Here is a 22,266-nt window from a genome sequence, read left to right as displayed (position 1 = left end):
TCAGTCTCCTTCTTCCTGCTCGGCGAGGTCGAGCACGGCGTTGACGATCGGGGCGGGGATGCGCTCGCTGCGGAGCACCTCGCCGCCGGAGGCCGCGAGCTTCTCGGCCAGCTCGCGCTGATAGGCGAGTTCGAGCGCGACGAGCGCCGCGGATGAACCGGGAGCGATGGCCTCGGAGAGGCTCTCGACGTCCTCCGCGCCCACGAGGCCCGAGGCCAGGGGCGCCGCACCGCTCAGGCCGGGCGACCCCGCGGCCTCGATCTCGACGATGTCGATGACGCCGTCCTCGGATTTCGACACGAGGACGAAGTCGAGGAGGCGCACGAGCCCGGTCTCGAGGAGATCCTCGAGGGCTCCGAGCACCTCCGGGCTCGGAGCGTCGCCGGTGAAGCCGACGAGATGGAGCTCGACGGGTCCGTATCGGAAGTGGGTCATCGGTTTCCTTTCCTCAGGGCCGGGATCACGGCTGCGCTCCCGGTTCGTTCGCGGGATTCGCGAGCGCCGCCACCGCGGCACGATTCGTCACGAAGACGTGCTGGCCCTCGAGGATGCCCAGATCCACGAGCCGGGCCTTCGAGGCGGGGCGCACACGACTGAAGGCGAGCAGGATGTCGCGGTCGGCGAGCCAGGCGGCGAGGCCCTCGAGCGACTCGGCGGCCGTGACGTCGGTATCCGTCACCGCCTCCATGTCGATGACGACGGCGTGCACGCCGTGCTCGCCCGCGGCCGTGACCGCTCTCTTCACCGCGTCGGCGAAGACGGCCCCGTTCGCGAAGAACAGGGGCGCGGCGATCCGGATCACGATCACCCCCGGCGCCGTCATCGAGCCGGGGGGCGCGTCCTCGAGCAGCGACTCCCGGGGGTCGTCGTCGTCGGCGAGCACGTCGATGGCGGGAGACGCGGCGCGCTTGGCCAGATTGATCAGGGCGAGGACGAACGCGACGAGGATGCCGGGGATCGATCCCACGAAGAGGGTCACCGCGAAGCAGATGGCGCCGACGGCGAACTCGAAGCGGTCGCGTCTCCAGAGCTCGGCGAACTCCTTGACGCCGAGCAGCGGCAGGATCGCGATCGCCACGATCGCGCCGATCGCGGGGGAGGGGATGTCGGCGAGCAGGCCGGTGCCGAACAGGAGGAGGAGCAGCGTGCCCGCGGCGAGCACGAGCGAGGGGAGCTGCGTGCGCGAGCCGGCCTGGTCCATGGCCGCCGTGCGGCTGGTCGAGGAGCCGATCGCGAAGCTCCCCTGGGCGCCCGCGGCGATGTTGGCGAGGCCGAACGCGAACAGGTCGCGATTCGGCCGGACCGGGTAGCGGCGCTTCTCCCCGTACGCGCGGGACACGAGCAGTCCCTCGGCGGTGATGACGAGCGTGAGAGCGATGGCCGAGGGCACCAGTGCGAGCCACTCCAGCCATGAGAGCACGGGCCAGGTCGGGGAGGGCGGCCCCGCCGGCACCTCGCCCAGCACGGCGACGCCCTGCTCATCCAGCCGCGCGATCACGACGGAGACCGTGGCGACGACCATCACGACGAGCGCCCACGGGACCGCGGCCGCGAGCCTGCGGCCCACGAGCAGGATCACCACGGCGGTGCCGGCGATCAGCATCGACCAGCCGTTCGCGGTGCCGATGCCCCCGAGGAGGCCTCCCAGCTTCTCGACGAACTCGCCGCCGGAGTCGATCCTCACCCCCAGCATCTTCGCGATCTGCGAGACGAGGATGTCGAGGGCCAGGCCGCCGACGAAGCCGATCAGGATCGGCTTCGAGAGGAAGTTCGCGAGAAACCCGAGCTTGAAGAACGCCAGCAGCAGGAGCAGCACGCCGCAGATGATCGCCTGCGCGAGGGCCATCGTCGCGTAGTCCGCCGAGCCGGCCGCGGCGAGGCCGCCGATCGAGGAGGCGACGAGCGCGGCGGCGGCCGCGTCCGGCGACGCGACGACCTGGCGGGAGGAGACGACGAGCGCGTAGACCACGGTCGGCACGACGAGCGCGTACAGACCGGCCGTCGGCGGGAGCCCGGCGATCTGGGCGTAGCCGATGTTGAGCGGGATCGCGATGGCGAGCAGGGTCACGCCGGAGAGCAGTTCCGTGATGAGGTTCGAGCGGGTGAGACCCGCCAGTGGTCGGTGCACGGTCTGCTCCCGTCGATCGCGATCGTCGCCTGTGCGCGATCCCATCTTGACCCGCTCCGACGCCCCCGATCGCCGTCCATCACCCGTGGGGGGTGACTCGCGAGTCCTCCTCCGCTCGCATCCGCGCGTCCTGGCGGGGGATGACGATCTGGCGCAGGACGATCAGGACGGATGCCGTGATCGGGATCGCGACGAGCGCGCCCAGCAGGCCCATGAGCGCAGCGCCGATCATGGCCCCGGTGATGACGAGCACACCCGGCACCGCCGCCGCGCGGCCCATGATCCGGGGTGTGATGACATAGGCCTCGATCTCGATGTACACGAAATAGCCGATCACGAACACGGCGGCCGCCCCCGGGCTGATGAAGAGCGCGCCCACGCCGCCGATGACGAGGAACACGAGGGATCCGATCAGCGGCACGAGTGTGACGAAGAAGGCGGCGATCGCCATGAGGACGGGCACGGAGGAGCCGATCGCCCACTGCAGCAGGAACACCGCGGCGGCGTTGCAGCTCGAGAGCGTGATGCCGCCCGCCACCGTGGATCCGACGGAGCGGGTGATCTGATCGATGAGGTCCGACACCTGGGCGCGTCGATAGGCCGCCGCCAGGCTGGTCAGCGCGATCTTCATCATCGAGAGCGACGAGACGAAGTACAGCGTGAGGACGACGACCATGACGCTGCTGGAGACGAAGCCGATGGTGCCGAGGCCCACCTGCAGGAGTCCCCCCGAGACGGCCAGGAAGTTGGACAGGTTCGTGACGGAGCGCACCCCGTCGGAGACGACCGCGGAGAGGTCGATGCCCAGCGCGGTCTCGAGCGAGAGGTACCAGTCGCTGCTCTGCATCGCCTCGTACGCCTCGGGGGCCTCGCCGATGAGGTGCGCGAACTGGCGCACGGTCGCCGGGACGATGACGATTCCGATCACGATGATGACGAGGAGGAAGGCGATCGCGACGATGGCGATGCCCCCGGTGCGAGGGATCCGGCGCCGCTCCAGCGCGCTGATCGCGGGGTCCAGTCCGAGCGCGAGGAACAGGCCGAGGAACATCGAGACGAGCACGGCCGAGATCGACGCCACCGCGATGGCCAGCGAGACCGCCAGGATCGCGCCGATCGCCACCGCGAAACCCGTGACGAGCGGTCGCCCCGGGCGCAGCTTCACCAGGAGCGGCCGTACCGCCCGTCCGCGGTCGATCGCTCCGTGCTCCGCGACCTCGGGGTCATCCGGCATCGGCCTCCTCCGTCTCCGCCGCCCTCGCCGCGGGGACGGCCGCCGGAGCCGGTCGCCGCACGAGCTCGACCAGCAGCAGCACCACGAGCACGACGATCAGCGTGCCGATCACGCCGCCCATCGAGATCGGCCGGTTCAGGAACAGCACGAGCACGCCGATCCCCACCGTCGCGAGCACGATGGCGGAGCGCCAGCGCTCGATCGCGCGGCCGAAGCCCCCCGTGCCGATCCCGCGCCGGTCGGCGGCGGTGCGGGCGGCGGAGAAGCCGCTCTCGGCGGCGCCGCGGATCGCTCGGGCCGGGCGGGAGGCTCCCGCGAGCCAGCCGCCGATGCCCGCGAAGAGGCTGAGCACGACCAGCGCCAGCAGCGTCGAGGAGATGAGCGCCGTCAGCTGCTCGAAGAGCACCCGGGCGGTGGCCGCCGGCATCACCGACGGACTCACCGCACCCACGAAGAACTGCTTGCCGATGCCGAGCCCCGCCGCGAGCAGGAGGAAGGAGGCGGCGAGCCCCGCTCCGGCCCAGGCGACCGCCCGGGTGCGGTTGCGTGCGACCGCGATGCCCGCGACGAGCAGCGCGAGCACGCCCCACGGCAGCCAGTAGCCCGCGGCGACGGCGACCTGGTAGAGCGTCCGCACGAGCACCAGCGAGTCCGCGGTGAGGATCGGGATGGAGCGCTCGATCTCGGGGATGTTCGACGCGAAGCCGAGACCCTGCTGCGTGAGCACCTGCTTCACCTCGCGGATGATCGTGTCGAGCTCGAGCGAGAGGGTGCCGTCGTCGGAGAGCTGGAGCGCCCGGTTGGGGTCGCCCTGGATCACGGCGATGGCGCGGCTGTGGGTCTCGCGCAGCGCGGTCTCCCACAGCTGCGCGAACTGCGGCGAGGCGACGACGCGCTCCACGCCGGTGCCCAGGAGCGATCTGATGCCCTCCGCCGCCGGCCCCTCGAGCAGCGAGAGCGCGGCCAGCGCGCGCGGGGGCAGCTCGAGCTCGGCGATGCCGTCGAAGACCTCTCCCACCATCCCGTCGATGTCGAGATTCTGCTCGATGCCGTCCACGACTTGATCGGTCACGAACGCCTGCACCTCCGGTTGCTCGGCGAGCGGTGCGAAGGTCTGCACGAAGCGATCGGTGTCGACGAGCTGCAGCCGCGCCCAGGTGCCGAGCACGGCGACGGGGGCGAGGACCACGCTCACGAGCACCAGCGCGAGCGCGAGAGCGGTGCGCCCGCGCCCGCGGCTCCGACTGCTGCGGCCCGCTGGGCGCTCGGCGGCCTCCTGCAGCTCCCGGTTCCGCGCCTCGAGTTCGGCCACGTAGGCCTGCAGGGCCTCGATGTCGTGCTGGTTCTGCATGGGTTCCCCGTTCGCCTGCCGTCGTGCCGCTGCTCGGTTCGAGCCGGTGCCCGCTCCGCGCGGCTAGAGCAGGGCCTTCGCCTTGATCGCCTCGTACTCCTGCTGCGTGATGGTGCCCGCGTCCAGCAGGCCCTTGGCCTTGGCGATCTCGTCGGCGGGGCTTCCTCCGGCCACCGTCCTGATGTACTGGTCGGTGGCCGCCTGGGCGGCCTGGACCTGCTTCTGGTTGCGCTCGGCCATGCCGGGCCCGCGGGCGATGAGGTACACGAGGACCGTGATGAACGGCAGGAAGATCATGAAGATCAACCAGAGCGCCTTCCACCAGCCGTTGAGCGCCCGGTCGCGGAACAGGTCGCCGATCACCGTGAACAGCGCGATGAGATACGCCAGGAACGCGAAGCTCCAGAAGAAGATCCAGATGATGTCCCAGAGATTGCCCCAGAAACTCATGATGACCTGCCTTTCGTCGGATGCGACCGATGTGGTCCGATGCCCATTCTCGCGCCCTGGATTCCCTTCGGGCGAGCACACACACCCGAAACGGGTGATGCGCCGGTGGTGGGCGCTCGACGCGGGCCGGCGGGCGACCCGCCGGCGGAACCTCAGCGGGCCGTCGCCGCAGCCCGCGCGCGGTGCCTGCGCACCGCCGCCCGGTTCGCGCACCGCACCGAGCAGTACCGCTGCCGGCCGTTCCTCGTGACGTCGACGACGACGGCCGAGCAGGGATCGCCGGGCTCCTCTCCCGCCGCGCAGCGCCCGAGCCGGTGCATCCCGCGGGTCGCGAGGTGCAGTGCCGTGCCGACGCCGATGACGGCGGAGAGGACGTGCGCGAGGGAGCGCGCGTCGTCGTCGCGGTAGTGCAGATGCCACCCCTCGTCGTCGTGATCGGTGAGGCGGGGGTAGGCCGCGGCTCCGGCCATGAGCGAGTTGAGGATCCGGGCCCGCTCGCGGGGGTCCGGTGCGTCCACCACCGCGAGCCAATCGTCGACGACGCGCCGCACGCCCGCGTGGTCGTCCGGCTCCTCCGGGAACTCGACCGTCATGCCGAACTCCCGCGTGCGGGCGACGATGCCGGCGCGATCCTTCGGCCAGTCGTTCGCGAGGGACGCGGCCAGGAGCACCGCGTACTCTCCGTAAGGGTTGAGATGCATAAGGAGATTACATCACAGTGGAGACATGAACAGCAGAGAGAGCGATACCCGTCTCCGCAGCACCGCCCCGCCGGATGCGCACGAGCACGGCTGGTGCCTCGAGTCCCGCCATGCCACCTCGGCCGGATACGTGCTCTACGTGCGCTGCGGCACCTGCGGTACGCGGCGCGTGGACGTCCAGGAGCGCCTCGGCGCCCCGCCCGAGGCGCTCAGCGTCGAGCTGCGGCCGCCCGGCTGACCCTACGCGAACGCCTGCTTGAGCTGCAGGAGGTGCGAGCGGCTGAGGTCCCTCGCGCGAGGCGCGTCGCGGTCGGCGACCGCCTGAGCGAGATCGGCGTGGAGGTCGTGATCGGCGCGGTCGGCGTGATCCGCGTGGAATCGGAGCAGATCGGTCATGGCCTGGCGCAGGCGCGGGGTGAAACCGTCGAACAGCTCGACGAGGATCGGGTTGTGCGATGCGGCGACGATCGTGCGGTGGAAGGCGGTGTCGGCGTCGACGAGGCCGTGGCTCTCCGTGCGCAGCGAGTCCCGGTGCGCGAGCGCACGACGGATCGACCTGAGATCGGAAGGAGTGCGCCGCTCCGCGGCGAGACCCGCGGCCTCGACCTCGATGGCGATCCGCGCCTCGATCACCGCGACGATATCGGCCTTGCGCAGCACCGCGTCCCAGTCCTCGGGAGCGTCGAGCGCGGTGACGAAGACGCCGGCCCCCTGGCGCGAGGCGAGCACGCCCCGGCCGGCGAGCTGCCGGACCGCCTCGCGGAGCGTCGAGCGGCCGACGCCGAGCTGAGGGGCGAGCGTCGTCTCGCCCGGCAGTCGCTCTCCGAGGCCCCATTCACCGGATCGGATGCGCTCCAGGAGCAGGTCTGCCGCCTGCTCGGCCAGCGGCGCCCGCACCACTCGAGTCATCGTGCCACCCATCTGCTTGTCTGAGGAGTTGTGATACATTCTAGTCGTGCTCGCTCTCGGATTCCTCCTCCTTCGCCGCCACGGCGGGGCCTAGCCGACCGGCTCCCCGACGTGGAGCCGAAAGCCGTGCCGGTCGCATGCATCGACCCGAGGAGTCACGATGACCGTCACCGCTTGCCACCCCGCCGCTTCGCCCGCCGACGACCTGCCGCAGTCCGCTCCGTTCTGGAACCGCCAACGGAGATCCCGGATGCCCTCGCACCGCTACGCGGACGTCTACTCGCGCGTCGAAGTGCCGCCGGCCGATCGCACCTGGCCCGACCGACGGCTCACCGCCGCGCCGCTATGGGTGCCGGTCGACCTGCGGGACGGCAATCAGGCACTCGCCGAACCGATGGATCCGGCCCGCAAGCGCCGCTTCTTCGAGCTCATGGTGGCGATGGGCTACACCGAGATCGAGGTCGGCTACCCCTCCGCCTCGCGAACGGACTACGACTTCGTCCGCCTGATCGCCGAGACCGGTATCGCGCCCGAGGACGTCACGATCGTGGTGTTCACGCCGGCGCGGCGCGACCTCATCGAGCGGACGGTCGAGTCGATCCGAGGCATCCGCAATCCCGTCGTGATCCACATGTACACGGCGACCGCGCCGCTCTGGCGACGGCTCGTGCTCGGGCGGGAGCGCGAGGAGCTGCTGGACCTGATCCTCGCGGGCGGACGCGACGTGCGGGATCTCGCCGGCGGGATGGAGAACGTGCGCTTCGAGTTCAGCCCGGAGGTGTTCAACCTCACCGAGCCCGATTTCGCGCTCGAGGTCTGCGACGCGATGACCGGGCTCTGGGAGGCGACACCGGATCGGCCGGTCATCGTGAACCTCCCCGCGACGGTCGAGATCGCCACGCCGAACGTGTACGCCGATCAGATCGAGTACATGCACCGCAATCTGTCGCGGCGGGACGGGGTGATCCTCTCGGTGCATCCCCACAACGACCGCGGGACGGGCATCGCCTGCGCCGAACTGGCGGTGCTGGCCGGCGCGCAGCGGGTGGAGGGCTGCATCTTCGGCAACGGCGAGCGCACCGGCAACGTGGACATCGCCACTCTGGCGCTCAACCTCCACGCGCAGGGGATCGATCCGATGATCGACTTCTCCGACATCGACGAGATCCGGCGCACGGTGGAGTACTGCAACCGGATCGAGGTGCATCCGCGCCATCCCTACGTGGGCGATCTCGTGCACACCGCGTTCAGCGGCACCCACCAGGACGCCATCAGGAAGGGGCTCGCCGAGCACCGGCGCCGGGCGGCCGCGGAGGGACGCGAGGAGCGCGAGCTCGCCTGGAACGTGCCCTACCTGCCCATCGACCCGGCGGACATCGGGCGCGACTACGAAGCCGTCATCCGAGTGAACTCGCAATCCGGGAAGGGCGGTATCGCCTATCTGCTCGAGGCCGAGTACGGCGTCGAGCTGCCTCGCCGTCTGCAGATCGATCTCGCCGGCCGGGTGCAGGCGCGCACCGATGCCTCCGGGGATGAGGTCTCCGCCGAGGAGATCTGGGACATCTTCGCGCGCTCGTATCTGTCGGAACCGGACGAGGCCGGGGTGGAGCTCGTCGCCTGCGAGACCTCCGGGATCGGCGATGAAGCGGGGGTCGCGGCGGGGACCGGCCCTCGCACGCGCATCGTGCTGCGGGAGCGCGGGGAGGAACGGGCCACGGTCCACGAGGGTGTCGGCCCGGTGGAGGCGCTCGCCGCCGCGCTCGCCGCGCTCGGCGAGCGGATCGAGGTGCTCGCGCTGCACCAGACGAGCATCGGCCCGGGCGCGGGCGGCGACGCCCTGACCCTGATCGAGTACCGGCGAGACGGGAGGACGGGCTGGGCCGCGGGGCGTGCGGGCTCGGTGCTCGCGGCGAGCCTCGCCGCCGTGATGCGGGCGGCCCGGACGAGCCGCGGGGAGCGTGCGGGGGAGGGAGTCGTCAGAGCCGGATGAGCCCGCGCTTGATCGCGATCGCGATCGCCGCCTGCCGGTTCTCGGCGCCGAGCTTGGTGAAGGCGTGGTGCAGATGGGTCTTGACGGTGGCCTCGCTCACCAGCAGGCGCCGCGCGAGGTCGCGGTTCGACAACCCCGAGGCCGCGAGCTCGAGCACCTCGAGCTCGCGCGCGGTGAGCGCATCGTCGGGGCGCTGCATGCGCTCGAGCAGGCGGGCGGCGATCGGGCCGGCGATCGCCGCCGCTCCACCGGCCGCCGACCGGATCGCGCTGAAGAGCGCGGCCGGCCGGCTGTCCTTCACGAGGTAGCCGACGGCTCCCGCCTCGATCATCCGCACGATGTCGGCGTCGGAGTCGAACGCCGTGAACGCGATCACCCGCGCGGCGGGGGACTCCCGCAGGATCATCCGCGTGACCTCGGCCCCGTCCTCCTGCCCGGCTCCGAGGTCGAGATCGACGAGCACGACGTCGGCGCTCGTCTCGCGGACGAGCTCCACGGCCTCGCGCGGATCCCCCGTCTCCGCGACGACGTGGAGATCCGGCTGGGTGTCGAGCAGCGCGCGGATGCCGTGCCGCAGGACGGGGTGGTCGTCGACGAGCAGGATCCGGATCATGCCGGGTCCCCCGCGGCCTCGGGGTCCGCCGCCGACCTGGGATCTCCCGCTGCGTCCGGCGAGTCCGTCGCGCCTCCCGCACCCGTCGACGCCTCCGAGGGGACTACCCCCGCGACGACCGTGCCCCGGCCCGGCGCCGACTCGAGGCTGAAGGAGCCGCCGAGGTGCTCGACCCGCCAGGCCATGGCGCGCAGGCCGTATCCGCCCGCGTCGGCGGGGAGCTCCGCGGGCGCGAATCCGACGCCGTCGTCCGCGATGTCGACGCCGACCGCGCCCTCGAAGAAGGTGAGCGTCACCCTGAGGGAAGAGGCCCGTGCGTGCTTGCCGGCGTTGACGAGCGCCTCCTGTGCCACCCGCAGCAGCGCGTGCGCGGCTTCGTCCCCGGGATCGGCGCCGTCGCCCACCACGGCGAGCTCGGCTCCGTGCTGCTCCGCGAGCTCGGCGATCGCGGCGGCGAACGACGCCCCGTCGTCCCGCGGCTGCGCGAGGCCGTGGAGCAGGCGGCGGGTCTCGAGGAGCGACTCCCGCAGCACCTCGCGGGCCTCGGCGACCGCGGCGCGGGTGCGGCCGCCCGCCTCCTCGCCCGACTCGAGCAGCAGCAGCGCGCTCGCCGTGCGCTGCACCACGGTGTCGTGCAGCTCGCCCGCGACCCGGTTGCGCTCGGCGAGGGCGCCGGCCTCCCGCTCCGAGCGCGCCAGCTGCTCGCGCGCATCCATGAGCTCGGTGACGAGACGACGCCGGTTCTCGAGGGCTCGATCGAGCGCGTCGTAGGCGAAGGACAGCACGAGCCCGCCGAAGAACGGCCCGAGCACGAGCCCGAGATCCTCGCCGTCCGACATCAGGAACAGCCCCGCGCTCACGGCCACCACGATCGCACCCGAGACGATCGTGGCGGTGACGCGGCTCAGCGCGCGGTGCACGGCGAAGAAGAGGGCGAACGCGCACCACCCGAACGAGGGCGCGATGACGGCGAGCGGCAGCCAGAGACCGGTGGCCGCGAGCACGCCGGCCCTCCGTCTGAGGGCCTGCGGCGGCCCGATCGCGGCGACGGCGTAGGCGGCGCCCGATCCCGCCGCGAGCAGCAGCACCGCGATCCCCCCGTCGGCGAGCGGGTGGTAGGTGAAGTACCGCGTCGCGCAGACGATGAGCAGCACCGCGAACCCGATGTCGACCGTGAGGCGCATCCACGCGAGCGGGCGATCGGGGGCGGCGTGATTCGGAATCGGGTGACCAGGCATTGCATCCAGTATCGTGCGCGGCGGCGCGGTGCGCCTCAACCGATCGATTGAACGGAGAGGAGCCGAATCGTCGATGTGCGCCGGCGCGGACCGCGGAACGCTGGAGGGTACGAGGGATCGGCCAGAGGTCCGAGCCGTCCCCGCACCCGTGAAGGAGCACTCCATGATCACCACCCGTCGTCTCGCCATCGCCGCCGCCGTCGCACTGGGCGGTGCGGCCGCGCTCGCCGGCTGCACCGCCCAGCCCGGCGGTGCCGCGACCGACTCCACCGCGACGACCGCGCCGGCGGCACCCGCCGTCGAGGTGAGCGAGCGGAACACCGTGACGGCGAGCCGCCTCGGTGCCGAGACCGCCGCCACCGCCGCGGAAGCGGCCCTGGCGCAGTGCGCCGCGGACGGTCTCGGTTTCGTATCGGTGGCCGTCGTCGACCGCAACGGAGACCTGCAGGCATTCGTGCGCGGCGACAACGCCGCGGCTCACACGATCGAGGCCGCGCAGCAGAAGGCCTACACCGCGGCCGCCTTCGGGGCCGACACGAGCGACCTGGTCGCGCGCGCCGACGAGAACGGCCTGCACCGACTGCCCGGCACGCTCTTCATGCCGGGCGGGGTCTCGGTCAAGCTCGGAGACGCGTCGATCGCGGGGATCGGCGTCGGCGGGGCCCCGTCGGGCATGGACGATCAGACGTGCGCGGCGGCCGGCCTGGCCGCGATCGAGCAGGAGATCGCCGGGTGAGCGGGCAGCGCGGCACCCGGCGCTCGCCCGGCTCCGATCGCGGGCGCGGGATCGTGCGCGCAGCCGCGGGCGGCCTGATCCTCTGCGCGTCGCTCCTCCTCGCGGCGTGCGCCGCCGGGGATCCCCCCGCGGGCGGTTCTCGGGCCACAATGGAGGCACCCGCGACCGCAGAGGCGCCCGCGCCGAAGGAGGATCCACCGATGCCGCAGCACGAGCAGACCCCGCCCACCGAGGCCGAGCGCGCCGCCGCCACCGCGGCCCTGTCCGAGGCCGTCGCCGCGGGCGATCTCGCGGCCGCCCGGGAGGCCATCGCGGACGGCGCCGATCTCGAGCGGCGCGACGAGCTGGGGCGCACCCCGCTCGTGGCCGCGACGAAGGCGAACCGGGTCGAGCTCGCCGTGCTGCTGCTCGAGGCCGGAGCGGATCCGAACGCGAAGGACGACCTCCAGGATTCGGCCTTCCTCTACGCCGGCGCCGAGGGGCTCGACGAGATCCTGCGCGCCACGCTCGAGCACGGCGCCGACGTCGCCTCGACGAACCGCTACGGCGGCACCGCGCTGATCCCCGCCGCCGAGCACGGGCACGTGAGCACCGCCGAGATCCTCATCGCCGCGGGTGCGCCCCTCGACCACGTGAACAATCTCGGCTGGACCGCGCTGCACGAGGCGATCGTGCTCGGCACGGGGAGCGAGGATCACGTCGGTGTGGTGCGCGCGCTGCTCGAGGCGGGCGCCGATCCCGGGCTCCCGGACGGCAACGGCGTCGCTCCGCGCGACCTCGCGATCGCCCACGGGCACTGGAATCTCGTCGCCGAGATCGATCGCGCGCTCGACCGGTAGCGGTTCGCGCGGACGGGTGGCGCGGATCCGCCGGCCGGGCCCGTCGAGGCCGGGACCCGCCTCGCAGCCTCCGGCTCCGCGCGCGAGTGATGCGGCCCGGGCGGGCCGGTCAGCTCGCGTCGCGGCCCGGCCAGTTGTCGGCGAGCTTCCCGAGCAGGCGCGCGAGCTCGCGCTGCTCGGCCTCGGAGAACCCCTCCAGGGCGCGGGCGAGCGACTCGCGCCGCCGCCCGCGCAGCCCGCTCGCGAAGCGCCGGCCCGCTTCGGTGAGCGCGATCCGTGTGCGCCGCGCGTCCTCCGGATCGGCCTCGCGGCGCACGAGGTCGCGCGCGGCGCCCTGTTTCACGAGCCGGGAGGCGCGGGGCTGATCGACGCCGATCGCCTCGCCGATCTCGCTCACGCTCAGCGGGGCATCGGCGGTCGCGAGAGCCTCGAGCATGCGGACGATGGCCGGCGCACCCGCGCCGCGCTCGGGCGCGGCCCAGTCCTCTCCGCGCGGACCCCCGCCGAACTGGCCGTGCGGGCCCGGGCCGTGCGGGCCGAACCCCTGCGGACCGAGGCCCCGTCGAGCGCCGTGGGGGCCGCGACCCATGCCGCCGGGGCCGCCGCGCCGAGGTCCGCGGAGGCGCGACAGGGCGTTCGCGATGGCGTCGGCAGGGTCGTTCGCCGGGTCCGCCGGATCGGTCGTCTGTGGTTCCACGTGGAACATTTTACATGCCACTTGACATGCATCGACTATCCATGTCATCCTACATATACATGTACTATGACAAGTAAGGAACGCAGATGAACACGCAGAACACGCAGAACACGCAGAACTCTTCCTCCGAGAGCGCCGCGGAGGCGCACGATCCCGCCGAGCCGCGCGATGGGCGACCCCTCGGATACTGGTTGCGAACGGTCGATCGGCTGCTGGCGGAGCGCTTCGCCGAGGCCTTCGAGCGCGAGGGCCTGACCCGCGGCGATTGGCGCCGTATGAACCGCGTCGACGGCACCGTGCCGGGCGAGCGCTTCGGCGGACGCGGCGCCTGCCGCGACGGTGACCGGCTCGGCGACCGACCCGGCCGGGCCGACCGCGAGGCCCGTCGGGCCGAGAAGCTCCGGCGCCTCGCGGAGCGGGGCTGGATCGCCGAGGACGGCGGCGGCTGGGGTCTCACCGACTCGGGACGCGAGGCCAAGGAGCGCCTGGGCGCCGAGGTGCGCGGGATCCGCGCGACGGTGGCCGACGCGGTGACGCCCGAGGACTACGCCACCACCGTGCGCTCGCTGGAGCGGATCGCCGTGGCGCTCGGGTGGGATCCGGAGCAGCCGCTCCGACCCGGTCGGGGCCCCGGGTGGGGCCACCGCCACCCGCGATGGAGGAGCGCCGGCGGTCCGCGCCGCCGGGGCTTCGCCGAGTAGCCGGTGGCGGCCCGGCGGGCGGTGCCCGCGGGGCCGCCGTCGTCGAACCCCGCGGGTGAGCCGAGCGCGCCCTCCGCTGCGCCCGGAGGGCGCGCTCGGCCGCGCCCGGCGTTGGTGCTGGACCGGCTCGGATCCCCTACCCCTGGAACGGCACCTCCGGGAAGTCCACGGGCACGTCGAGCGCGATGTTGATGTAGTTGGTGAACAGGTTGAGGGCGACCTGGGCGATCGTCTCGACGATCTGCTCGTCGCTCCAGCCGTGGTCGCGGAGCGCCTGGACGCTCCGCGCGTCGACGTCGCCCCGCCGCTCGACGAGCGACGCCGCGAACTCGAGCAGCGCCTGCGTGCGCGGATCCTCGGAACGCGCCCGCTGCGCGGACGCCAGCTCCTCCGTCCCGAGCCCCGCGCCGGCGCCGAGCGCGGTGTGCGCGGCGAGGCAGTAGCGGCAGCGGTTGCGCTCGGCGACCGCCACGGCGATCTGCTCGGTCAGCGCCGGGCCGAGCGATCCCGTCGAGAAGGCCCCGAAGGCGCCCCACATCGACTGCAGCGCGGCGGGCGAGTTGGCCACGGCCCGGAACATGTTCGGGACGGTGCCGAAGGCGCCGTCGATCCTGCTGAGCGTCGGTGCGATCCGGGTGTCGGCCTCCGCCGGATCGACCAGGGGTACGCGTGACATGGCTGTCCTCCTTCTTCGGTGAGCACCGCTGTTGCGGGCCCGACCTCAGTCTGACCGGAAGCCGAGGCTGATTCGCGGCTTTCTGTCCATATGAATTGTCGGATCGTCTATCCTTGCGGCATGAAGGTGCACAGCGCGGCTGCAATCGGAGCCGCCGCAGACGGAGCCGCCGTGATCGACCGGCTCGATCCGATGCTCGAGCGGTTCTCGGTGCGCGCCCGGCAGTTCCACGTCGGGCCGCTGTGCGAGCTGCGCCGCTTCGACGCCGAGCCCGGCCGGGGCTTCCTGCACATCCTGCGCGCGGGCGCGCTGCACGTGGAGGACGGCCGGATGCCGGGGCTGCGCACGGTGTCCGAGCCGAGCCTGCTCTTCTATCCGAGGCCGCACGAGCACCTCTTCCACGCCCGCGCCGATCGCCCGGTCGATCTGGCCTGCGCCACGCTGGAGTTCGACGGCGGGGGAGCGCACCCGCTGGTGCGGGCGCTCCCCGACGTGGTGACGGTTCCCATCGCGGAGGTCGAGGGGCTGGATCGCTCGCTCGACCTGCTGTTCGCCGAGATCGACGAGTTCCGCTGCGGCCACCGCTACGTGGTCGACCGCCTGTTCGAGATCGCGCTGCTGAAGCTGCTGCGCTGGTTGCTCGATCACCCCCGCGACGTCGGGCTGCCGCCCGGCCTCTTCACCGGGCTCGCCGATCCCGCCATCGCGCGCGCCCTCGCCGGGATGCACGAGGATCCCGGTCGTTCGTGGACGCTGGAGACGCTCGGGCGTCTGGCGCGGATGTCGCGCAGCGCGTTCGCGGCGCGTTTCCGGGAACTCGTCGGAACGCCGCCGCACGAGTACCTCACCGGGTGGCGCATCACGATCGGTCAGCAGCGGCTGCGCGAGGGCCGACCGGTGGCGCAGATCGCGGCCGAGCTCGGCTACACGGGCAGCTCGTTCTCACGCGTCTTCGCGCAGCGCACGGGGAGCTCGCCGAGAGCGTGGGCCGAGGATCAGCGGGGCCGGGCCCTCCGGGAGGCGGCGCCCGCGGATCCGGATCGCGACGGCTACGCGGGAGGCGACACCGCCCGCAGCAGGGCGTCGGCGCGATCGAGCACCAGCTCGGTGGCCGCGGCATCGTAGTCGGGTGTGCTCGAGTCGACGAAGAGGTGGCCCGAGCCGGGGGAGAGGAAGAGCTCGAACCCCGGGTGGGAGGACTGGACGGCGCGGGCGGCCTCGACGTCTCCCTCGTCCATGAAGAAGGGATCCCCCTCCGTCGCGTGCACCTGGACGCGGACATCGCCCGGCCAGGAACCCTCGAGCGAGTCCGGATCAACGAATGCCGCGATGAACAGGCCTCCGAGCGCGCCGGGCACGGTCTGCAGCAGCTGCTGAGCCGGGAGCACCCCGAGCGAGATGCCGCCGAAGACCACCCCCTCCGCCAGCTCGGCGGCCGCCGTCGCGGCCCGGTCGGCGACGGTCCCGGATCCCACCCGCTCCACGTAGGCGAAGCCGTGCTCGATCGTCGTGAAGGTGCGTCCCTCGAACAGATCGGGTGCGTGCACGACGTGGCCGCGATCCCGCAGCCGGTCGGCGAAGGCGCGCACGCCCGTCGTGAGTCCCAGGACGTGGTGGAAGAGCATCATCTCGGCCATGGTGGGCAGCATAGGGGAGACGGGGACCGCGCCGCGCGGCTTTCGGGAAACCCCGAAGGTTTCTCTCCGGGCCCCCGGCTGACCCGCGTCGCCCGCCACCGCCTAGCGTAGAGGCATGATCAGTTCAGTAGAGAACGATGCCGCACCCGGGGCCGCCGGGGCAGTCGGCGGGCCCGCGCCCGGGCCGGTTCGGGGGTCGGTGTCCGCCGAGACGGCTCCGACCGTGCCGTTGCCGCCGGCCGCCGCGCCCCCAGCGCCCACGGCGCCGTTGCCGGCTGCTGCGCCCCGGCCCGCCGTGGCGCAGCAGCAGCCGGGAGGTGCGCCCGTCGCCGGCCCGGCGTCCGCGCAGCCCGGCCCGCGGCCGCCGTTCCGCCTCGCGCTCACGATCCTGCACCTGGCGGCGCTCGGAGTCATCGGCTTCACGGTCATCGGAATGCTCTTCGCGGTGCTCGGCACCGGCATCGGCCTGCTCTTCATCCTGGGCATCGGCCTCGTGGTGCTGGTCGCTCTCGTCTACGCGCTCTACGGCATCGCCTGGTTCGAGACCCGGCGCGTCAGCGGCCTGTACCGCCTGGGAGCCGTCCCGGCCAGCTGGAGCCCCCAGGCCGGGCCCGGTTTCAAGGCCTGGCTGCGGTCGCTCGGCCGGCAGTCGATCGACGGGCGCATGTGGCGCGCGCTCGCGAGCTTCGGCATCGCGAGCCTGCTGGGCGCGGGGGTGCTCGCGCTCGTGCAGTGGTTCGTCAGGTCGGTCATCTCGATCTTCACCTCGTTCTCGGTGTGGTGGCAGCCCGGCATCCTCGGCGCGCTGGTGAGCCTCGCGGGCATCATCGGCATCGCGCTGCTGCATCGGCTGGTGACCGTCGCGATCATCGGCTCCGGCGCGAACGAGGCCGAGCTCGCCGAACGCGCGCAGGTCTCGGCGCGGCAGCGCGAGGGAGCGGTGCGAGCAGCCGACGTGGAGCGCACGCGCATCGAGCGCGACCTGCACGACGGCGTCCAGCCGCGGCTCGTGTCGGTGGCCATGACCCTCGGGCTCGCGCAGCAGCAGATCGACACCGATCCGGACTCCGCCAAGGCGCTCATCGCCGAGGCCCACACCTCCACCAAGGCCGCCATCACCGAGCTGCGGCAGCTCGCCCGCGGCATCTACGCATCGGTGCTCGACGACCGCGGACTCGACGCCGCGCTCTCGGCGCTCGCGGCCCGATCCCACATCCCGGTGCACCTCGACGCGCGCCTCCAGCAGCGCTGCGGACGCGACGCGGAGGCGGCCGTCTACTTCGCCATCGCCGAGTCGCTCACCAACGCCGCCAAGCACTCGCGGGCGAGCGAGTGCCGCGTCGTGGTGCGCGTGCGCGAGGACGGCATGCTCTGGGCCCGGGTCGAGGACAACGGCATCGGAGGGGCCCGGGTCACCCCGGGCGGCGGTCTCGACGGGGTCATGAACCGCGTGCTCGCCGCGGGCGGCACGACCCGACTCGACAGCCCGCAGGGCGGGCCCACCGCTCTGGAGGTGAGTGTGCCGTGCGCATCCTGATCTGCGAGGACTCCGTGCTGCTGCGCGAGGGGCTCGTGCGCCTGCTCGAGCACGGCGGCCACGAGGTGGTCGCGGCGCTCGCGGACGCCGAGGATCTCCTGGCGCGGGTCGCCGGGACCGATCCCGAGCTCTGCATCCTCGACGTCCGCCTGCCGCCGAGCCACACCGATGAGGGGATCCGCGCGGCGCTCGAGCTGCGCCGCGCCCGGCCCGGGCTGGCCCTGCTGGTGCTCTCGCAGTACGTCGAGGAGCGCTACGCGAGCGAGCTGATCGCCGCGCAGGGCGGCGCGTTCGGCTACCTGCTGAAGGATCGGGTGGCCGACGTCGGCGAGTTCATCGAGTCGATCGAGCGGATCGCCTCCGGCGCGACCGTGCTCGACCCCGAGGTCGTGGCGCAGCTGCTCACGAGGCGGGGGCGCGACGACCGCATGCGATCCCTCACCGATCGCGAGCGCACCGTGCTGGCCGCGCTCGCCGAGGGCCGCTCCAACCAGGCCATCGCCGCGCTGCTCTTCCTCTCGGAGGCGAGCGTCGAGAAGCACATCACCGCCATCTTCCAGAAGCTCGGCCTCGAGCCCGACGAGGGCGGCAACCGGCGCGTGCTCGCCGCCATCGCGCACCTCGAGAGCACGGGCGGCATCCCGGCACCGGGATCCGGCGCCAACGATCACACCACACAGACGGGAACGGCATCATGACCACGCCAGCAACGGGAGAACGCAGCGCTGCGACCACCGCCATCATCGTCGCGACCGCGGTCGCGGGCGGGATCGCCCTGCTCGCGGTGGGCATCTCGACCGCGGCGCGGGCGCTCGTCCCGAACGTCATGGAGGCGCAGGTGGAGTACGGCGGAGTCGACTTCATCCCGTCCGACGCGGAGTACGAGCTCGCCGAGTGGGATCTGGAGGATCTCGAGGGCATCTCGATCGACGCCGCCGCGACCTCGTTCACGCTGGTGCCCGGCGACGTCGAGGAGGCGCTGCTGTCCGTCGGCGGCAGCGGCCTCGCCGGAGAGTGGTCGATGTACCGGGATCAGGGGGAGCTCGTGATCGAGCATCCGGATCTCGGCTCCGGCGCGCGCACGGGCGGATGCCTGTTCGGCTGCGGCGTCGACGGCTCGGCGAGCGTGACGCTGACCCTGCCGCGCGACCTCGTCGAGAGCGGCCGGCTGAACGCCGACATCTCGCTCTCGGGCGGTGAGCTGCGCGGGGAGGGCAGCTTCGACGCGCTCGGCCTCGAGGTGAACGCGGGCAGCCTGCGCTTCACCGGGGCGGCCCGCTCGCTCGACCTCGACGTGCGCGTGGGGGAGGCGCGGGTCGAGCTCGCCGACGTGGGCGAGGCCGACGTCGAGGTGCAGACCGGCGACGCGACGGTGACGCTCACCGGCGAGGCTCCGCGGAGCGTCGACGCGACCGCGAAGATGGGCGCGCTCGCGCTGCAGCTGCCGGAGGAGGAGTACCGCGTCGATCTGCGCGGGGCGCTCGGCGAGGTCGACAACCGGCTCGCCGAGAGCAAGGAGTCCCCGTACACCGTGCGCGTGCAGGCCACCGCGGCGGAGATCGTGCTGCGCTGAGCCCCTTCATCCCTCGTCCCCCATCTTCGCGCGTCAGTAGATGTCACCAAACTGCCCGCGAAGCAGCAACTACTGACGCGCGTACGGGTCTTGAATCGCCCTTTCGGGGCGCGAACAGGGGCGATCTGCGAACCATGGATCGGGCGGCGGACGTGGGGAGCGACCGAGGTGCGGTCGCCGGGCGTGGTCCTAGACTGGCGGCATGACGGTGTGGCGGGGAGACGTGCTCGGGCCCGGCTTCGAGTGCACCGACCTCGATCTCGGCACCGACGAGGAGGGTCCCCTCGTCGCGACGCTCGTGCGCTCGCTTCCCGGGAGGCGAGCGTTCCTCGATCGGCTGCTCGGCAGCGAGCGGATGCTCGAGGACGTGGACGTGCTCTACGTGCACGGCTGGTCAGACTACTTCTTCCAGCGCGAGCTCGCCGGGTTCTGGACGCAGCGGGGCGCCCGCTTCTTCGCCCTCGACCTGCGCAAGTACGGGCGCAGTCTGCGCGAGGGGCAGACCGCGGGCTACATCGAGGATCTCGACGACTACCACGAGGAGATCGACCGCTCGCTCGCCGTGATGGAGGAGGACCGGCCCGCGGGAGCGCGGCGGCTCGTGCTGCTCGGCCACTCGACCGGCGGGCTCGTGCTGAGCCTGTGGGCGGGGAAGCATCCGGGACGCGCCGACGCGCTCGTGCTCAACAGCCCGTGGCTGGAGTTCCAGCTGGCGAGCACCGGCAGGCAGGTGCTCATGCCGCTCATCAACCTGGGTGCGCGCTTCAACCCCCGCGAGGTCGCGCCCCAGCTCGACTACGGCTTCTACACGCGGGCGCAGCGCGAGGTCGGTCCGCAGGACGAGCTCGCGCTGGTCGACGCCGCGTGGCGCCCGGAGCGCACGCACGCCGTGCTCAACGGGTGGCTGCGGGCGATCCTCGACGGTCACGCGCGGGTGAACCGGGGGCTCGGCATCCGCGCACCGATCGAGGTGCTCCTCTCCGCCCGCTTCGCGATCCCGGTGAAGTGGAGCGAGGAGTTGACGCGCGCCGACACCGTGCTCGACGTCGACGAGGTGGCGAAGGCCGCGCTCAAGCTGGGTTCGACCGTGACGGTGGAGCGGATCGACGGTGCGCTGCACGACGTCTTCCTCTCGCGCGAGGAGGTGCGCCGCGAGGCCTACGCGAGGCTCGAGCGGTGGCTTCTGGGCTGGCGGGCGGGGGAGCGTCTCGGAGGGGCCGGGCGCCCCGGGGGCGCACGGGAGATGGAGCCCGCGCCCGGTCCGACAGGCTAGGCTCGTAGCATGGACCTGAGGGTGGCCGCCTACGCGGTGGTGGAGCGTCGCGGCAGGATCCTGCTGACGCACTGGCGCCGCGGCCATCTGCACGGCTGGACGCTCCCCGGCGGCGGGATCGAGGGCGGCGAGGATCCCCGCGACGCGGTGGTGCGCGAGGTGCTCGAGGAGACCGGGCTCGAGGCGCGCGTCGGCAAGCTGCTCGGCGTCGACTCGCGCGTGATGGTGCGCGAGGAGGTGCCGGAGGGCAAGGATCCCGAGCTGCACACGATCCGGATCGTCTACCGCGCCACCGTCAAGGAGGGGCCCCTGCGCCACGAGGTCGGCGGCTCGTCCGACGAGGCGCGCTGGGTGCCGATCCGCGAGATCCGATCCCTGCGCACGCTCTCGCTCGTGCAGACCGGGCTGCGCATGGCCGGGATCAGCGGCCGCCGGCCGGCGGGGAGGCAGAACGGGAAGCCCGCCAACGGGAAGCAGGGCAAGCCCCGGAAGTAGGCGCGCTGCGCCCGCCACGCGGGGCGGCATCGGAATCCGGGCCCCTTCGTCATCCTGCGCGGAGAGCGCGCGGCGAACGCAGTCGCAGGATCCAGCACGGTCGTGGATCCTGCGACTCGCTCCGCTCGCGCAGGATGACGGAGGGTGCTCGCTCTGCTCGCGCAGGATGACGGAGGGTGCTCGCTCCGCTCGCGCAGGATGACGGAGGGTGCTCGCTCTGCTCGCGCGGGACGACGGAGGGCGCCGCACCTTCCGGCCGCGGCGCCCTCCGTCGAGCAGCGGAACGCGATCAGTTCTCGGGGGCGACCCAGAGTTCGTCGTCGGTGCGGAACGCCTGCCAGAGGGCGTAGCCGACGCCCGCTGCTGCGGCGAGGCCGAGGCCGAGGGCGATGATGCCGCCGACGCGCTTCTTCTCGGGCTTGAGATAGCCGGTGCGCTCGCCGAAGCCGCGCACCTGCTTGGCGGCGTCCGGGTTGTCGAGCTCGTCGAGGGTGCGGATGGTGCGGGCCAGCGCGCTCGCGACGAACGGAGCGGTGAAGCGGCGCACGTTGTCGGCCGCACGCCGGGCCGAGGCCACGCCGCGGTCGATCGTGGGGCGCACCGCCTCGAGGGTCTCGTCGACGCGAGGCGCCAGGTGCTCGTCACTCAGGTGCCTGGCCTGCCGCCCGGCCTGATTCAGCACGTCCCCGGCGTGACCGAGCACGATGCGCTGCTGATCGAGCAGCTCCTGCGCATCGTTCCGCAGACGGCGGAGTTCGCGGCGGCGCTTGCGTGAGAGTTTCATACCTGTCCTCCTAGCTCGGCGAGGCAATGCTCTGAGCGACATCGCTCGTACCTCCACGCTACACCGAACCGTCCGTCCCGCGCCGACCGGGCCGACCCCGTTGCGAGCGATTCACAGCCTGGTAGTATCCGCGCCCGCCGTTCCGCGTGCAGCGATCGCGCCGGAGCCCCGGCCTACACTAGTGCCTATGAGCATTCACACCTCGGTAGCCACCATCCACACCAACCACGGCGACATCGTGCTGAACCTCTTCGGCAACCACGCGCCCAAGACGGTCAAGAACTTCGTCGATCTCGCTCAGAAGGGCTTCTACGACGGGGTGATCTTCCACCGCATCATTCCGAACTTCATGATCCAGGGCGGCGACCCCACCGGCACCGGTACCGGCGGGCCCGGCTACACCTTCGACGACGAGATCCACCCCGAGCTGGTCTTCGACGAGCCCTACCAGCTGGCGATGGCCAACGCGGGCAAGCGCCCCGACATGACGGGCCGCCTCGCGGGCACCAACGGCTCGCAGTTCTTCATCACCACCACCGCCCCCGACTGGCTCACCGGCAAGCACACCATCTTCGGCGTGGTCGCCGACGACGCCTCGAAGGCCGTCGTCGACGCGATCTCGGCCGTGCAGACGGCTGCGGCGGACCGCCCCGTCGAGGACGTGGTGATCTCCGGCGTCGACGTCGTCGAGGCGTAGGCTCCCG

25 protein-coding genes are annotated in these 22,266 nt (G+C 72.4%); 12 read left to right on the top strand and 13 right to left on the bottom strand.

Features of this window, described 5'->3' with window-relative positions:
* The 6 genes from ACWKZU_RS08795 to ACWKZU_RS08770 all read right to left on the bottom strand — a co-directional run bounded on the left by ACWKZU_RS08795 (position 1) and on the right by ACWKZU_RS08770 (position 5,864).
* On the bottom strand, positions 1–435 hold the full coding sequence (locus ACWKZU_RS08795; protein ID WP_449281948.1) for a DUF6325 family protein: 435 nt from the start codon (positions 433–435) through the stop codon (positions 1–3).
* A 25-nt stretch (positions 436–460) separates the two neighbouring features.
* Positions 461–2,128: a SulP family inorganic anion transporter gene (locus ACWKZU_RS08790; protein ID WP_449281947.1), complete on the bottom strand. Its 1,668-nt coding sequence runs from the start codon at positions 2,126–2,128 to the stop codon at positions 461–463.
* Between the two features lie 79 nt (positions 2,129–2,207).
* Positions 2,208–3,362 carry an AI-2E family transporter gene (locus ACWKZU_RS08785; RefSeq protein WP_449281946.1) on the bottom strand — a complete coding sequence of 385 codons (1,155 nt, stop codon included), beginning with the start codon at positions 3,360–3,362 and terminating at the stop codon, positions 2,208–2,210.
* Complete coding sequence (locus ACWKZU_RS08780; RefSeq protein ID WP_449281945.1) at positions 3,352–4,713, bottom strand: hypothetical protein; 1,362 nt, start codon at positions 4,711–4,713, stop codon at positions 3,352–3,354. The genes ACWKZU_RS08785 and ACWKZU_RS08780 overlap by 11 nt, the downstream gene beginning before the upstream one ends.
* Positions 4,714–4,776: 63 nt before the next feature.
* Positions 4,777–5,163 carry an SHOCT domain-containing protein gene (locus ACWKZU_RS08775; RefSeq protein ID WP_449281944.1) on the bottom strand — a complete coding sequence of 129 codons (387 nt, stop codon included), beginning with the start codon at positions 5,161–5,163 and terminating at the stop codon, positions 4,777–4,779.
* A gap of 152 nt (positions 5,164–5,315) precedes the next feature.
* The gene (locus ACWKZU_RS08770; RefSeq protein ID WP_449281943.1) at positions 5,316–5,864 is read right to left on the bottom strand and encodes a CGNR zinc finger domain-containing protein; all 549 of its coding nucleotides are present in this window, start codon (positions 5,862–5,864) and stop codon (positions 5,316–5,318) included.
* Positions 5,865–5,889: 25 nt separating this feature from the next.
* Between ACWKZU_RS08770 and ACWKZU_RS08765 the strand changes: the two genes are divergently transcribed.
* A complete protein-coding gene (locus ACWKZU_RS08765; protein WP_449281942.1) occupies positions 5,890–6,102 on the top strand; it encodes a hypothetical protein in 213 nt (70 codons plus the stop codon).
* Between the two features lie 2 nt (positions 6,103–6,104).
* Here the strand turns inward: ACWKZU_RS08765 and ACWKZU_RS08760 are convergent, their stop codons facing one another.
* Entirely contained in the window at positions 6,105–6,773 is a 669-nt protein-coding gene (locus ACWKZU_RS08760; protein WP_449281941.1) for a FadR/GntR family transcriptional regulator, read from the bottom strand.
* Positions 6,774–6,933: 160 nt separating this feature from the next.
* On the opposite strand from ACWKZU_RS08760, the gene ACWKZU_RS08755 reads away from it, so the two are divergent.
* The gene (locus ACWKZU_RS08755; protein ID WP_449281940.1) at positions 6,934–8,763 is read left to right on the top strand and encodes a 2-isopropylmalate synthase; all 1,830 of its coding nucleotides are present in this window, start codon (positions 6,934–6,936) and stop codon (positions 8,761–8,763) included.
* On the opposite strand, the gene ACWKZU_RS08750 is transcribed toward ACWKZU_RS08755, so the two are convergent.
* Together ACWKZU_RS08750 and ACWKZU_RS08745 are read right to left on the bottom strand one after the other, a co-directional pair.
* Complete coding sequence (locus ACWKZU_RS08750; RefSeq protein ID WP_449281939.1) at positions 8,750–9,376, bottom strand: response regulator; 627 nt, start codon at positions 9,374–9,376, stop codon at positions 8,750–8,752. The genes ACWKZU_RS08755 and ACWKZU_RS08750 overlap by 14 nt on opposite strands.
* A complete protein-coding gene (locus ACWKZU_RS08745) occupies positions 9,373–10,614 on the bottom strand; it encodes a sensor histidine kinase (RefSeq protein ID WP_449281938.1) in 1,242 nt (413 codons plus the stop codon). Before ACWKZU_RS08745 ends, ACWKZU_RS08750 begins: the two co-directional genes overlap by 4 nt.
* A gap of 163 nt (positions 10,615–10,777) precedes the next feature.
* Between ACWKZU_RS08745 and ACWKZU_RS08740 the strand changes: the two genes are divergently transcribed.
* Positions 10,778–11,350 (top strand): GlcG/HbpS family heme-binding protein, encoded by a 573-nt coding sequence (locus ACWKZU_RS08740; protein ID WP_449281937.1) that lies wholly within the window; start codon positions 10,778–10,780, stop codon positions 11,348–11,350.
* A gap of 200 nt (positions 11,351–11,550) precedes the next feature.
* Positions 11,551–12,189, top strand: coding sequence for an ankyrin repeat domain-containing protein (locus ACWKZU_RS08735; protein WP_449281936.1), 639 nt, complete (start codon positions 11,551–11,553; stop codon positions 12,187–12,189).
* Between the two features lie 109 nt (positions 12,190–12,298).
* On the opposite strand, the gene ACWKZU_RS08730 is transcribed toward ACWKZU_RS08735, so the two are convergent.
* Positions 12,299–12,886 carry a MarR family winged helix-turn-helix transcriptional regulator gene (locus tag ACWKZU_RS08730; protein WP_449281935.1) on the bottom strand — a complete coding sequence of 196 codons (588 nt, stop codon included), beginning with the start codon at positions 12,884–12,886 and terminating at the stop codon, positions 12,299–12,301.
* A gap of 86 nt (positions 12,887–12,972) precedes the next feature.
* Here ACWKZU_RS08730 and ACWKZU_RS08725 point away from each other — a divergent pair, with 86 nt between their 5' ends.
* Positions 12,973–13,587 (top strand): hypothetical protein, encoded by a 615-nt coding sequence (locus ACWKZU_RS08725; RefSeq protein WP_449281934.1) that lies wholly within the window; start codon positions 12,973–12,975, stop codon positions 13,585–13,587.
* 136 nt (positions 13,588–13,723) lie between these two features.
* Here ACWKZU_RS08725 and ACWKZU_RS08720 read toward each other — a convergent pair whose 3' ends face one another.
* Positions 13,724–14,263 (bottom strand): carboxymuconolactone decarboxylase family protein, encoded by a 540-nt coding sequence (locus tag ACWKZU_RS08720; RefSeq protein WP_449281933.1) that lies wholly within the window; start codon positions 14,261–14,263, stop codon positions 13,724–13,726.
* Positions 14,264–14,383: 120 nt separating this feature from the next.
* On the opposite strand from ACWKZU_RS08720, the gene ACWKZU_RS08715 reads away from it, so the two are divergent.
* Positions 14,384–15,388, top strand: coding sequence for an AraC family transcriptional regulator (locus ACWKZU_RS08715; RefSeq protein WP_449281932.1), 1,005 nt, complete (start codon positions 14,384–14,386; stop codon positions 15,386–15,388).
* Here the strand turns inward: ACWKZU_RS08715 and ACWKZU_RS08710 are convergent.
* Entirely contained in the window at positions 15,313–15,900 is a 588-nt protein-coding gene (locus ACWKZU_RS08710; RefSeq protein ID WP_449281931.1) for a dienelactone hydrolase family protein, read from the bottom strand. The two genes, ACWKZU_RS08715 and ACWKZU_RS08710, sit on opposite strands and share 76 nt — an antisense overlap.
* 115 nt (positions 15,901–16,015) lie before the next feature.
* Between ACWKZU_RS08710 and ACWKZU_RS08705 the strand changes: the two genes are divergently transcribed.
* The 5 genes from ACWKZU_RS08705 to ACWKZU_RS08685 all read left to right on the top strand — a co-directional run bounded on the left by ACWKZU_RS08705 (position 16,016) and on the right by ACWKZU_RS08685 (position 20,778).
* Complete coding sequence (locus ACWKZU_RS08705; RefSeq protein ID WP_449281930.1) at positions 16,016–17,437, top strand: histidine kinase; 1,422 nt, start codon at positions 16,016–16,018, stop codon at positions 17,435–17,437.
* A complete protein-coding gene (locus tag ACWKZU_RS08700) occupies positions 17,425–18,135 on the top strand; it encodes a response regulator transcription factor (RefSeq protein ID WP_449281929.1) in 711 nt (236 codons plus the stop codon). The genes ACWKZU_RS08705 and ACWKZU_RS08700 overlap by 13 nt, the downstream gene beginning before the upstream one ends.
* Positions 18,132–19,010: a hypothetical protein gene (locus tag ACWKZU_RS08695; RefSeq protein WP_449281928.1), complete on the top strand. Its 879-nt coding sequence runs from the start codon at positions 18,132–18,134 to the stop codon at positions 19,008–19,010. The genes ACWKZU_RS08700 and ACWKZU_RS08695 overlap by 4 nt, the downstream gene beginning before the upstream one ends.
* A 202-nt stretch (positions 19,011–19,212) precedes the next feature.
* Complete coding sequence (locus ACWKZU_RS08690) at positions 19,213–20,283, top strand: alpha/beta hydrolase (RefSeq protein ID WP_449281927.1); 1,071 nt, start codon at positions 19,213–19,215, stop codon at positions 20,281–20,283.
* 9 nt (positions 20,284–20,292) lie between these two features.
* On the top strand, positions 20,293–20,778 hold the full coding sequence (locus ACWKZU_RS08685; RefSeq protein ID WP_449281926.1) for an NUDIX hydrolase: 486 nt from the start codon (positions 20,293–20,295) through the stop codon (positions 20,776–20,778).
* A 289-nt stretch (positions 20,779–21,067) separates the two neighbouring features.
* Here the strand turns inward: ACWKZU_RS08685 and ACWKZU_RS08680 are convergent, their stop codons facing one another.
* Positions 21,068–21,562 (bottom strand): DNA/RNA helicase, encoded by a 495-nt coding sequence (locus ACWKZU_RS08680; protein ID WP_449281925.1) that lies wholly within the window; start codon positions 21,560–21,562, stop codon positions 21,068–21,070.
* 187 nt (positions 21,563–21,749) lie between these two features.
* Here ACWKZU_RS08680 and ACWKZU_RS08675 point away from each other — a divergent pair, with 187 nt between their 5' ends.
* The gene (locus tag ACWKZU_RS08675; RefSeq protein ID WP_449281924.1) at positions 21,750–22,259 is read left to right on the top strand and encodes a peptidylprolyl isomerase; all 510 of its coding nucleotides are present in this window, start codon (positions 21,750–21,752) and stop codon (positions 22,257–22,259) included.
* The last annotated feature ends 7 nt before the right edge of the window (positions 22,260–22,266 follow it).

The sequence above is a fragment of the Leucobacter sp. genome, assembly GCF_053528595.1.
This window is presented reverse-complemented; position numbering and strand designations above follow the sequence as displayed.